The following is an 11,931-nucleotide window of genomic DNA, read 5'->3' as shown; positions in this document are numbered from 1 at the left end:
CCGCATCGACAAAAAAGGCCCGGAAACATGCGTTTCCAGGCCGGAGGCCATCGACGACGATGGTGGAGGAGACGGTGTCGTCCCGATGCGCGCCGTGCTTCTGCCGGCGACGTCGCGCACGATGCGCGGTCAGATCGCCCAGCCGCCGAGATAGAACGTGACGAGCACGGCCGCGATGAGCACGGTGCCGACGTTGAGCTTGCGGAATTCGCCGCTGGCGATGCGGCCGATCACGAGCGTCGAGAAGCCGAGCATGATGCCGGTCACGATGTTCGCGGTCAGCACGATGAACACCGCGCACACGAGGCCCGACATCGCATCGACCATGTCGTCCATGTGCAGCTTGCTCACGCTGCCGAGCATCAGCAGGCCGACGTACATCAGCGCCGGGGCCGTCGCGTACGACGGCACGAGGCCCGCGAGCGGCGAGAAGAACATCACGACCAGGAACAGCACGCCGACCACCGCGGCCGCGAGGCCCGTCTTCGCACCGGCGGCCACGCCGACGCTGGACTCGATGTAGGCCGCGGCCGGTGCACCGCCGAGGAAGCCGGAGAAGATCGAGCTGATCGAATCGGCGGTCAGCGCGCGGCCGCCGTTGATGATGCGGCCGTTCTCGTCGAGCTGGCCCGCCTGGCCCGCGACCGCGCGGATCGTGCCGGTCGCGTCGAACACGGCGGTCATCACGAGCGCGAGCACGCTCGGCAGCACGGCCATCGACAGCGCGCCCTTGATGTCCATCGCGCCGATCAGCGATGCGTGGCCCGGTGCGCTCAGCGACGGCAGCGCGAAGATGCCGCGATACTTCACGGCCGGATCGAACACGAGGCCGATCAGCGAGATCGCGACCACGACGAGCAGGATGCCGCCGGGCACGCGACGCTTTTCGAGCCCGAAGATCGCGGCCAGGCCGACGACCGACATGATGACCGGGAACGCGGTGATCTGGCCGAGCGAGACCGGCAGGCCGGCGCCCGGATTCTTGATCACGAGGCCGACGTCGTTCGACGCGATCAGCAGCAGGAACAGGCCGATGCCGATCCCGGTGCCGTGCGCGACGCCCGCGGGCAGGTTGCGCAGGATCCACGAACGCACGCCGGTGACCGAGATGCCCGTGAACACGAGGCCCATCAGGAACACGGCGCCGAGCGCGACGCTCGGATGCAGGCCCTTGCCGAGCACGAGGCCGAACGCGGTGAACGCCGTCAGCGAGATCGCGCAGCCGATCGCGATCGGCAGCTTCGCCCACAGGCCCATCAGCAGCGAACCGAAGGCGGTGGTGAGGCAGACCGCGACGAATACCGCGCTCGTGTCGAAGCCGGCCTTGCCGAACATGCCGGGCACGACGAACACGGAATAGACCATCGCGAGGAAAGTGGTCACGCCCGCGACGATTTCGCGTCGCTGCGTGCTGCCGCGCGACGAAATGCCGAAGTACCGGTCGATGACTCCCTTGGTGCCGAAGTCCGTTTCTTCCGCGCCGACGCCGACCGTGGGCTGCACCGGGGTATCACTCATGAGCTTGCTCCTTTATCAGCATGCTGAAACGGCCTGTGGCAGGCCGTCGTCAGGGTGTCTCGTATCTGGTTGAAATTATCGGCAGCGTCGTGGGGACGCATCACGCGTGCTTCGTGTCGTCGTCCGCGCGTCGAAGGGCGCGCGTGTGCCGCGTCGTACGACGCGTGGCGTGGTCGACCCCGTCACGTGTGCTTTGCCGTAGCGAAGGTTAGGCGAACGGCCCATCACGTCCCATTGGGGGAAGAGCATGCAGCGCATGTCGCAGCGCTTATATCGGCGTGCAACGGGGCTTCGTCGTCGCGGAACGCGTGTATACGCCTAGTTCGAATCCGTTAAGGCGATTATTTGAACGCCGGGTCGGCGGGCAGGGCGGGAGCGGGTGACGCATCGGGGATTACGAATGTCTTTCATCGAGGCCGCGCAGGTGCGTGAATGCGGCCGCGCGTGACGCGCCCCGCCGCCGTGCGCAACGTGAGTCCGGATGATACCGGGGCCGCGCGCGTGACCGGATCGATGACGATGCATGCGTCGGGCATCCGATCGGTAAATGCAGGATAGCTGATCAAATGGACCTGGCTGTTAGCACGCCGACGGCGGCGTCCGCGCTTCGCGATGCCGCCGCGCGTTACTTCAGGAACACGTATCGCGCGAAATACGGAAAGCGGCCGATTGCATGCTCGGTCGCACACGTCGCCTCCGGCGGTGTGCCGCCCACGGTATCGAGCCGCTGGACGAAGCGCACGCCGGCGAGCGTGCCGGTTGCGGCCGGCGTCGCGGCGAGCAGGAGCTGCGGAATGCTGCCCGGGCGCGCGCCGGGCGCTTCCGCGAGCTTCCTGCCGGTGATGCGGCTGCCGTCGAGCGTTTCCCACGACGGCCCCGCGCCGTGCCGGACGACGAGCGCGCCGGTGGCGTCGAACAGCATCGCCTCCGGGCGCTGGAATGCCCACGCGAGCCGGTGTCCGGCGTCGTATTCGCATGCGTAGATCTGCACGCCGGTCGCGGTCGTCGACAGCACGGGCGACGCCGGCTGGGGCGGCACGAGACCGGTTGCATCGTCGGCGTAGGCCGGCAAGGTGCAGGCCGCGAACGAAAGGCCGGCCGCGAGGGCCCGCAGCATGTCGCGTGTCGGAAAGCGGCTTGGCATGGCGGGGCGTCCTTTCAGGTCGGGTGACGGTCGTGCGGCGTCGATCGTGTAAACGTTAGGCGGCGATTGCGCAGGCGGCAATTCGGAAATGGCAATCGCGGCGATAGTCGCCGCGATTGCAAGGGAAGGGACGTGCGCAGCCGCTCGTCGCGGCGGTCGCGCGGAAGCGGCTCAAGTCGCGCCGGCCGGCGTCGGCGCGTGTTCCGCGATCAGGCGCTCGGCCTTCAGGGCGTCCCACAGGCTTGCCGGAATCGGCGCCGCCGCGAGCCGCAGGTTCTCGTCGATGCGATCGGGCTGGCTCGCGCCGGGGATCACGGCCGCGACGGCCGGATGCGCGAGCGAGAACTGCAGCGCCACCGCGCGGACGTCGACGCCGAACTGCTCGCCGATCTGCCGGATGCGCGCGACGCGGTCGAGCATCTCCTGCGTGGCCGGCTGGTATTCGAAGTGCGTGCCGCCCGCGAGCACGCCGGAGTTGTACGGGCCGCCGACGATGATGCCGAGGCCGCGCGCCGCGCTTTCCGGCATCAGCCGTTCGAGCGCGCCCGCATGGTCGAGCAGCGTGTAGCGGCCGGCGAGCAGGAAGCCGTCCGGGTCCGAGCGGTCGAGCGCGAGCTCGCACGGCTCGATCCGGTTCACGCCGAGGCCCCAGCCCTTGATGACCTTCTCGTCGCGCAGCCGCGTGAGTGCCTTGGCCGCACCCGACATCGCGACGTCGAACACCTCGAGCCAGCGCTCGCCGTGGAAGTCGATCGCCGGATCGTGAATCCACACGGTGTCGAGGCGGTCGGTGCGCAGCCGCGCGAGGCTCGCCTCGATCGAGCGCAGCGTGCCGTCTTCCGTGTAGTCGTAGACGACCTTGTTCGGCAGCCCATGGCGGAACAGCCCGCCCTTCTCGCCGAGATCGCGCTGCGACGCATCCTCGTGCTCGTCGAGCACGAGGCGGCCGACCTTCGTGCCGAGCGAATATTCGTCGCGCGGGCGGCCGGCGAGCGCTTCACCGAGGCGCAGCTCGGCGAGGCCGGCGCCGTACAGCGGCGCCGCGTCGAAGTAGCGGATACCGCTTTCCCAAGCCGCGTCGACGGTCGCCAGCGCTTCCTCGTTCGGGATGTCCCGATACATGTTGCCCAGCGGCGCGGTGCCGAAACCCACGCGGGAAGGGGACGTGATTCTCATGTCGGACTCCTGTCGATCGCTCAGGCCGCGGCTTGCGCGAGCGTCGGATAGTCGGTCAGGCCGCGTGCGCCGCCGCCGAACAGCGTGTTGCGGTCGTGCGGCGTGAGCGCGGCGCCGGTACGCAGGCGCTCGGGCAGGTCGGGGTTCGCGACGAACGGGCGGCCGAAGGCGACGAGGTCGGCCCAACCGGCGGCGATCGCTTCGCGCGCGCGCTCGGCGGTGTACGCGCCGGCGTAGATCAGCACGCCCGGATACGCGGCACGCAGCTGCTGCTTGAATTCGACCGGCATCAGCGGCGCGTCGTCCCAGTCGGCTTCCGCGATGTGCAGGTAGCCGACGCCGAGTTCGCCGAGCAGCTTCGCGGCGGCGAGGTAGGTCGTCTCGGGATCGTCGTCGACGCAGCCGTTCAGCGTAGTCAGCGGCGCGAGGCGGATGCCGACGCGCGACGCGTCGCCGGTGCCTTCGATCAGCGCCTGCGCGACTTCGCGCAGGAAGCGCAGCCGGTTTTCGAGCGAGCCGCCGTACGCGTCGGTGCGCGTGTTCGCGTTCGAGTCGATGAACTGGTTCACGAGATAGCCGTTCGCGCCGTGCAGCTCGACGCCGTCGAAGCCGGCTTCGATCGCGTTGCGCGCGGCGGCGCGGTATTGATCGACGATCTCGCGGATTTCGTCGACGGACAACGCGCGCGGCTCGGAGGCCTGCACGAAGCCCGGCGTGGTGCCGTCTTCACCGGCGACGAACACGTTCACGCCCTTCGCCTGGAGCGGCGACGACGACACGGGTTGCCGGCCGCCGAGCAGGCTCGTGTGGCTCAGCCGGCCGACGTGCCAGAGCTGCGCGAAGATGCGGCCGTGCGCGGCGTGGACGGCGTCCGTCACCTTGCGCCAGCCGGCGACCTGCGACGGCGTGTGGATGCCGGGCGTCCATGCGTAGCCCTTGCCGAGCGGCGCGATGTAGGTGCCTTCGCTGACGATCAGGCCCGCGCTCGCGCGCTGCGCGTAATACGCGGCCATCAGTTCGTTGGCTTCGTCGCCGGGCTGGCTGGCGCGCGAACGCGTCATCGGCGGCATCACGATGCGGTTCGGCAGTGTCAGCGAACCGAATTGCAGCGGTTGGAAAAGCGGGTCCTGGGTCATGATGGATTCCTGTCGGTGCCGCGGCCGGCTGGCCGCGGACGGTTCGATTGAGGGGGCGGTGCGTTCAGTCCCACGTCGGCGCGAGGCCGACCGGGTCGACTTCGCGGCCGTTGCGCTCGAGCGCGGCGATCTGCGCCATGTCCTCGTCGGTCAGGCGCAGCGTCTGCGCGAGCAGGTTGCTTGCGAGGTTTTCGCGCTTCGTCGACGACGGGATCACCGAGTAGCCGAGCTGCAGCGCCCAGGCCAGCGCGACCTGCGCCGGCGTCGCGTCGTGACGTTGCGCGATCGCGCCGATCACCGGGTCGCCGAGCACCTTGCCGTATGCGAGCGTCATGTACGACGTCACGTGGATGCCTTCGCCGTTCAGGAACTCGACCAGCTTGCGGTTCTGCAGGTACGGGCTCAGTTCGATCTGGTTCGTTGCGATCGCATCCTTGCCGACCGCCGCGATCGCTTCCTTCGTCAGCTCGATGTTGAAGTTCGAGATGCCGATCCGGCGCGTGAGGCCCTTTGCCTTCGCGTCGGCGAGCGCGGTCATGAACGTCTCGACCGACACGCCGCTTTCCGGAGCCGGCCAGTGGATCAGCGTCAGGTCGACGTAGTCGGTGCGCAGCTTGCGCAGGCTTTCCTCGAGGCTGGCGACCAGTTTTTCCGGCGCGTAGTTGTCGACCCAGATCTTCGTCGTGAGGAACAGGTCTTCGCGGCGCACGCCCGATGCGGCGATCGCTTCGCCGACTTCGGCTTCGTTGCCGTAGATCTGCGCGGTGTCGATCGCGCGGTAGCCGACTTCGAGGCCGTTGCGGACCGAGTCGATGACAACCTGACCTTGCAGGCGGAAAGTGCCGAGGCCGAATGCGGGAATGTTGCTCATCTTGTGTTCCTGGAAGAGGTGGGCCGATTGCGGTATGGGAGTCATTCTGGCGTCCTGGACTGATGAGATAAACGCCTCTAGAGGTCAAAAATATTTGATTTGAAGTCAAATATCGTTCGTGGATCCGGCTGGCTGGCGGCGTGCCGGCCTCAGGCGGTGCCCGCCAGCGCGCTCGCAGCGGCATTCGCATGGAATGCCGGCAGCACGTCCGACGCGATTTCGGCCATCGTCTCGTCGAGCGGGCGGCGGTTGCGGCGGAAATGCAGGCCGATGTGCTGCACGCCGGCGTCGCGCATCGCCGCGAGTTCCTCCGTCAGCGCGATGCGTCCGGCGCGCGCGCCGAAGCGGTGCCGCTGCAGCGGCTCGTGCGGATCGTCCGCGAGGTCGAGGTGGATGAAGCTCACGTAAGGCTTGTCGCCGGCCACCGCGCGCCAGTTCGCGACGCGCTGCACGTGATCGGCCGGCGTGCCCGGATACGCGAGGCAGCCGTCCATGTGCTCGCCGATCCAGGCGGGCGTTTGCTGCGCGAGACCGGCGACGAGCAGCGGCACCGGCGAGCGCGCGGCGGGCAGCACGTCGAGGCCGGGCGGCAGATGCGCACGCGCGCCGTCGCGCAGCAGCGCGATCTGGTCGCGGAAGTTCGCGCCGCGCGACGCGAAGTCGCGGCCGAACAGCGGATATTCGACCGGCCGGTCGCCGCTCGCGACGCCGAGCAGCAGGCGTCCCCGGCTGAGTTCCTGGATCGTCGCGGCCGATTTCAGCGTGAGCAGCGGTTCGCGCAGCGGCAGCACGACGGCCGCCGTGCCGAGCAGGATGTCGCGCGTGATGCCGGCGAGGTAGCCGAGATACGAGAAGGTCTCGAACACCTGCGCGGCGTCGCCGAACGACGGGTCGTACACCGGCACGTCGCGCACCCAGAGCGCGCGGAAGCCGAGCGTGTCGGCCAGTTGCGCGAGCTCCGCGTGGATTTCCAGGTCGGGCACGCCGGGGCGGCGGCCGTCATGCTGGCGCTTCGCGTCGCCGGCCGGCGACCAGTCGTTGTCGAGCGGCAGTTCGATGCCGATGCTGAAGCCGCCGTCGGCGAGCTTGTCGAGTGAAGTGGACATGGTCGGGCGTCTCCGTTCAGATGGCGCGCAGGCTGCCGGCGAGCCGGTAGAAGTCGAGCGACGACGCGGTGAAGAACGCGCGCGACGTGCCGGCGGCGAAATCGTCGAGGTGCACGACCGTCGCGCGATCGGCTTCCTGCCACGAGATCGCGTAGGTCTCGCCGGCGACGTGCTGCCACGTGAAGGCGACTTCGCCCGTCGCGCCGGCGTACGCGCCTTCGGTGATCTCGTAGCGCATGTGGAGGCCGTCCTCGTCATATGCGTTGAGGGCGGCGAGGCCGTCGTAACGGACTTCGAAAGTCTTGCCGGCGAACGGCGGACGTCGGGTCGATGCGTTCATGCTGGGCAGCTCCTGCAAACAAGTGACGTTCAATGGGCGAGTTCGACGGGTTCGGCCGTGCGTTCGGGCAGGCCCTGGCCGCGGTCGAGGCGGCCGCTCAGCGCGGTCAGCGCGAACGCGCCGAGCGTGACGACGGCGGCGATCCACGGCGTATGGCCGAGGCCGACGTTCGCGACGATCAGGCCGCCGAGCGACGAGCCGCCGGCGACGCCGAGGTTGAACGCGGCGATGTTGAAGCCCGATGCGACGTCGGTGGCGTCCGGCGCGAAGTGGCGCGCCTGCTTGACGACGTACACCTGCAGGCCCGGCACGTTGCCGAATGCGACGGCGCCCCACGCGAGCATCGTCAGCACCGCGAGCCACTTCACGTGCACCGTGAAGGTCAGTGCGAGCAGCACGATCGCGAGCAGCAGGAAGATCTGCTTGAGCGCCTTGACCGGGCCGACGCGGTCGGCGAGCTTGCCGCCCCACACGTTGCCGAACGCGACCGACACGCCGTAGCCGACGAGCACGAGGCTGACCTGCGACGGCGTGAAGCCGGCGATCTGTTCGAGCAGCGGCGCCATGTAGGTGAACGCGATCAGCGAGCCGCCGTAGCCGACCGCCGTCATCGCATAGACGAGCAGCAGGCGCGGCTGGGCCAGCACGCGGAACTGGCGGGCGAGCGGCGCCGGCGGCGTCCGCGGGAGGCCACGCGGCACGAAGGCAACCGCGCCGAGGAACGCGACGAGGCCGAACAGCGCGACGATCAGGAACGTCGCGCGCCAGCCGAAGTGCTGGCCGATGAAGGTGCCGAGCGGAATGCCGGCGACGAACGCGACGGTCATGCCGCTGAACATCGTCGCGATCGCGCTGGCGGCCTTGTCCTTCGGCACGAGCGTGGTCGCGATGATCGAGCCGACCGAGAAGAACACGCCGTGCGCGAGGCCCGTGAGCACGCGCGCGACGATCAGCGATTCGTAGCCGGGCGCCTGCCAGGCGACGAGGTTGCCGATGGTGAACAGCGCCATCAGCGCGGCGAGCAGCGTCTTGCGCGGCACGCGGCCGGTGAGCGCGGTGAGGAGCGGCGCGCCGATCGCGACGCTCAGCGCGTAGAGGCTGACGAGCAGGCCGGCCGACGGCAGGCTGACGCCGAGATCGGCGCCGATCGTCGGGATCAGCCCGACGATCACGAATTCGGTCGTGCCGATGGCAAAGGCGCTGATGGTCAGCGCAAGCAGGGCGAGTGGCATGGCGGGATCCAGGTTCCAGTAAGAATGGATCGCAGTGTGCCGCCTTTACTTTTGCGGAAAAACTGGTCTATAAACCAAATTGTTTTGATTTCAGGTCAACAATGAAAATCACGCTCGACGAACTCCAGGCCTTTGCCGCCGTGGTCGACACCGGTTCGATCACCGCCGCCGCGCAGCAGCTCGACGTCACCGTGTCGGCGGCGAGCCGCACGCTTGCGCGGCTCGAGGAGAAGCTGAAGACCACGCTGCTGCGCCGGACCACGCGCCGGCTCGAACTGACCGAAGAAGGGCGCGCATTCCTGCAGGATGCGCGCGCGATCATCGAATCGGTCGAGAACGCCGAGGAGCAGATGCTCGCGCGGCGCGAGATGCCGTCGGGGCGGCTGCGCGTCGACGCCGCGACGCCGTTCATGCTGCACGTGATCGTGCCGCTCGTGCGCGGCTACCGCGAACGCTTCCCGAAGGTCGAGCTGGAGCTGAACAGCAACGAGGGGATCATCGACCTGCTCGAGCGGCGCACCGACGTCGCGATCCGGATCGGCCGCCTGAAGGATTCGACGCTGCACAGCCGGCGGATCGGCAACAGCCGGCTGCGCATCCTCGCGAGCCCCGCGTACATCGAAGCGCACGGCCAGCCGCGCAAGGTCGAGGATCTCGCCAGGCACACGCTGCTCGGCTTCACGCAGCCCGAATCGCTGAACGTATGGCCGATCCTCGGCGCAGACGGCGAGCCGAGCCGCATCGAGCCCGGCATCTGGTCGTCGAGCGGCGAGACGCTGCGGCAGCTCGCGCTGGAGGGGGCGGGCATGGTGTGCCTGTCGGATTTCATGACCGCGCAGGATCGCGAGGCCGGCCGGCTCGTGCAGGTGCTCGCGCGGCAGACGCTCGAAGTCGAACAGCCGATCAACGCGGTGTATTACCGGAACACCGCGATCTCGTCGCGGATCGCGTCGTTCGTCGATTACATGATCGAGGTGCTGGGCGGCGGGAGCAGCGGCAGCGATGCGCCGACGCGGCGCAAGGCTGCCTGGATGGGGCCGCTGTAACGGCGGCGCGCCGGAAGGGAAGCGGGGGGCGGCGGTGGGCCGGGCGTGATCCGGCGTGCCGCACGGCGCTTGCGCCGCGGGCACGCCGTCGTGCAGCGCTTACGCTTCCTCGGACCACGACATGTTGTCGCGCGCCAGCAGCGCCGACGATGCCGCCGGTCCGAACGTGCCCGCGGTATAGAGCCGCGGGCGATCGCCGAGCTGCTTCCAGCCGTCGAGGATCGGCTCGACCCACGACCACGCGGCCTCGAGTTCGTCGCGGCGCATGAAGTGCGTGAGGCGCCCGCGGATCACGTCGATCAGCAACCGCTCGTACGCTTCCGCGCGCCGTTCCGGAATCGCCTGCTGCAGGTCGAGGTTCAGGCTCACCGGCACCATCTTCATCCCGCTGCCCGGCTCCTTCGCGAGCATCTGCAACTGGATCGACTCTTCCGGCTGGAGCTGGATCACGAGGCGGTTGCTGTAGTGGCGCGGGCCGCTCGGGATGATCGAGAACGGCATGTCCGCGAACTCGATCACGATTTCCGACTGGCGGCGCTGCAGCCGCTTGCCGGTGCGCAGGAAGAACGGCACGTTCGCCCAGCGCCAGTTGTTGATGTGCGCGCGCAGCGCGACGAAGGTCTCCGCGTGGCTGTCCGCCGGCACGTTGTCTTCCTCGAGATAGCCCTTGACCGGCTGACCGTCGACCGCGCCGGCCGTGTACTGGCCGCGCACCGTGTCGCGCGCGACGTCCGACAGCGCCATCGGCCGCAGCGAGCGCAGCACCTTCAGCTTCTCGTCGCGCACCGCGTCCGGGTCGAGCGACACCGGCGGCTCCATCGCGACGATGCACAACAGTTGCAGCAGGTGGTTCTGCACCATGTCGCGCAGCGCGCCGGTATGGTCGTAGAAGCCCGCGCGGCTGCCGACGCCGACCGTCTCAGCCACCGTGATCTGCACGCTGCGGATGCTCGGCGCCTGCCACAGCGGCCCGAAGATCGGGTTGCCGAAGCGCAGCACCATCAGGTTCTGCACGGTTTCCTTGCCGAGGTAATGGTCGATCCGGTAGATCTGCGATTCCGCGAAATGCTTGCCGACCGCGTCGTTGATCGCCTGCGCCGACGCGAGATCGTGGCCCAGCGGCTTTTCGAGGACGACGCGCGAGCGCGCGTCGACGAGGTGCGCGGCCGACAGGTTGTCGCAGATCGTCGTGAACAGCTCCGGCGACGTCGACAGGTAGAACACGCGGATCGCATCGCCGCGCGCGGCGTCGGCGAGGCGCGCGTAGTCTTCCGGCGCGTTCACGTCGATCAGCACGTACTTGAACAGGTCGAGGAAACGGGCCCATGCGTCGGCGTCGAACGCCTTGTCGTCGATGAACGGGCGCGATTGCTCGTCCATGAACTTGCGATAGCCGTCGATGCCCCAGTCGCGCCGGCCGACCGCGATGATGCGCGTCTCCGGCGGCAGGTTGCAGTGCAGGTGCGCCATGTACAGCGCGGGCAACAGCTTGCGGGCGGCCAGGTCGCCGCCGCCGCCGAAGATGATCATGTCGACGGGCTGGTCGGCTTCGGTCTGGTTGGGCTTATTCGTCATGAGTGGATCGCGGTCTGAAGCGGTGTGAGCGTGGAACGAACGTCGAAGCGCCGGGCGCCGGTGCGTTGGCGCGCCAGTACGTGAAAACGCTAATAGTGCACGCTTTTGATCGATTGCGTATGTGTTCCCGTGTTGTAACGGGACTTGCATCGCATGCATGCCACGATTATGATTGAGCGCTCACTCATTAAAGGAATCGAACGTGGCCCGACCGCGCAGTCCCGACAAGCACGACGCCATCCTCGCCGCCGCCGCCCGTGCGCTCGCGGAGGACGGCGCGAGCGCGACCACCGCGCGCATCGCGCGGCTCGCCGGCGTCGCGGAAGGCACGGTGTTTACCTATTTCGAGACCAAGGATGCGCTGCTGAATGCGCTGTACCTGAGCCTGAAGGCGGAGATGCGCGAGGCGATGATGACCGGGTTTCCGGAGCATGCGCCGGCCGAACAGGCGATGCGGCATGCGTGGAACGGCTACGTGTCGTGGGGCGTCGCGAACCCGGACGGGCGCCGCGCGCTGCGGCAGCTCGGCGTGAGCGGCCGCATCGACGACGCGCATCGCGCGGCCGGGGCCGAAGGGTTCGGCGCGATCAGCTCGCTGCTGCGCGCGCAGGTTGCCGCGGCGGGCGGGCTGAAGGCCGACGATGCGCACGCGTTCTGCGCGGCGCTGTTCACGTCGATCGCGGAGACGGCGATGGAATCGATCGCGCGCGATCCGGCGCTGGCCGACGAATACCGGGAGGCCGGGTTTCGTGCGCTGTGGGCCGTGTTGCATGCGGTCTGAGCAAAC

At 68.6% G+C, this 11,931-nt stretch carries 11 protein-coding genes; 2 read left to right on the top strand and 9 right to left on the bottom strand.

Going from position 1 to position 11,931, the window contains the following annotated elements:
- Window positions 1–129: 129 nt before the first annotated feature.
- From WS49_RS12595 to WS49_RS12560, 8 genes are all read right to left on the bottom strand, one after another.
- A complete protein-coding gene (locus WS49_RS12595) occupies window positions 130–1,518 on the bottom strand; it encodes an NCS2 family permease (protein WP_059528588.1) in 1,389 nt (462 codons plus the stop codon).
- Window positions 1,519–2,143: 625 nt separating this feature from the next.
- Window positions 2,144–2,662, bottom strand: a complete 519-nt coding sequence (locus tag WS49_RS12590; protein WP_059528585.1) for a DUF3455 domain-containing protein — start codon at window positions 2,660–2,662, stop codon at window positions 2,144–2,146.
- Window positions 2,663–2,833: 171 nt separating this feature from the next.
- Entirely contained in the window at window positions 2,834–3,838 is a 1,005-nt protein-coding gene (locus WS49_RS12585) for an aldo/keto reductase (protein ID WP_059528577.1), read from the bottom strand.
- A gap of 20 nt (window positions 3,839–3,858) precedes the next feature.
- Window positions 3,859–4,974, bottom strand: a complete 1,116-nt coding sequence (locus tag WS49_RS12580; RefSeq protein ID WP_059528565.1) for an alkene reductase — start codon at window positions 4,972–4,974, stop codon at window positions 3,859–3,861.
- Between the two features lie 64 nt (window positions 4,975–5,038).
- Window positions 5,039–5,845, bottom strand: coding sequence for a 2,5-didehydrogluconate reductase DkgB (gene dkgB / locus WS49_RS12575; protein WP_059528562.1), 807 nt, complete (start codon window positions 5,843–5,845; stop codon window positions 5,039–5,041).
- A 149-nt stretch (window positions 5,846–5,994) separates the two neighbouring features.
- Window positions 5,995–6,951 carry an LLM class oxidoreductase gene (locus WS49_RS12570; protein WP_059528559.1) on the bottom strand — a complete coding sequence of 319 codons (957 nt, stop codon included), beginning with the start codon at window positions 6,949–6,951 and terminating at the stop codon, window positions 5,995–5,997.
- 16 nt (window positions 6,952–6,967) lie between these two features.
- Window positions 6,968–7,291, bottom strand: coding sequence for a MoaF-related domain-containing protein (locus tag WS49_RS12565; RefSeq protein ID WP_059528556.1), 324 nt, complete (start codon window positions 7,289–7,291; stop codon window positions 6,968–6,970).
- Between the two features lie 29 nt (window positions 7,292–7,320).
- A complete protein-coding gene (locus WS49_RS12560; RefSeq protein WP_059528553.1) occupies window positions 7,321–8,523 on the bottom strand; it encodes an MFS transporter in 1,203 nt (400 codons plus the stop codon).
- Between the two features lie 101 nt (window positions 8,524–8,624).
- Between WS49_RS12560 and WS49_RS12555 the strand changes: the two genes are divergently transcribed.
- Window positions 8,625–9,569 (top strand): LysR family transcriptional regulator, encoded by a 945-nt coding sequence (locus tag WS49_RS12555; RefSeq protein WP_059528551.1) that lies wholly within the window; start codon window positions 8,625–8,627, stop codon window positions 9,567–9,569.
- Window positions 9,570–9,668: 99 nt separating this feature from the next.
- Here the strand turns inward: WS49_RS12555 and zwf are convergent, their stop codons facing one another.
- Window positions 9,669–11,144 carry a glucose-6-phosphate dehydrogenase gene (gene zwf / locus WS49_RS12550; RefSeq protein ID WP_059528548.1) on the bottom strand — a complete coding sequence of 492 codons (1,476 nt, stop codon included), beginning with the start codon at window positions 11,142–11,144 and terminating at the stop codon, window positions 9,669–9,671.
- A 202-nt stretch (window positions 11,145–11,346) separates the two neighbouring features.
- Between zwf and WS49_RS12545 the strand changes: the two genes are divergently transcribed.
- Window positions 11,347–11,925, top strand: coding sequence for a TetR/AcrR family transcriptional regulator (locus tag WS49_RS12545; RefSeq protein WP_059528546.1), 579 nt, complete (start codon window positions 11,347–11,349; stop codon window positions 11,923–11,925).
- Window positions 11,926–11,931: the final 6 nt, after the last annotated feature.

The organism is Burkholderia sp. RF7-non_BP4 (assembly GCF_001521935.1).
Classification (GTDB): Bacteria; Pseudomonadota; Gammaproteobacteria; order Burkholderiales; family Burkholderiaceae; genus Burkholderia; species Burkholderia diffusa.
This window is presented reverse-complemented; position numbering and strand designations above follow the sequence as displayed.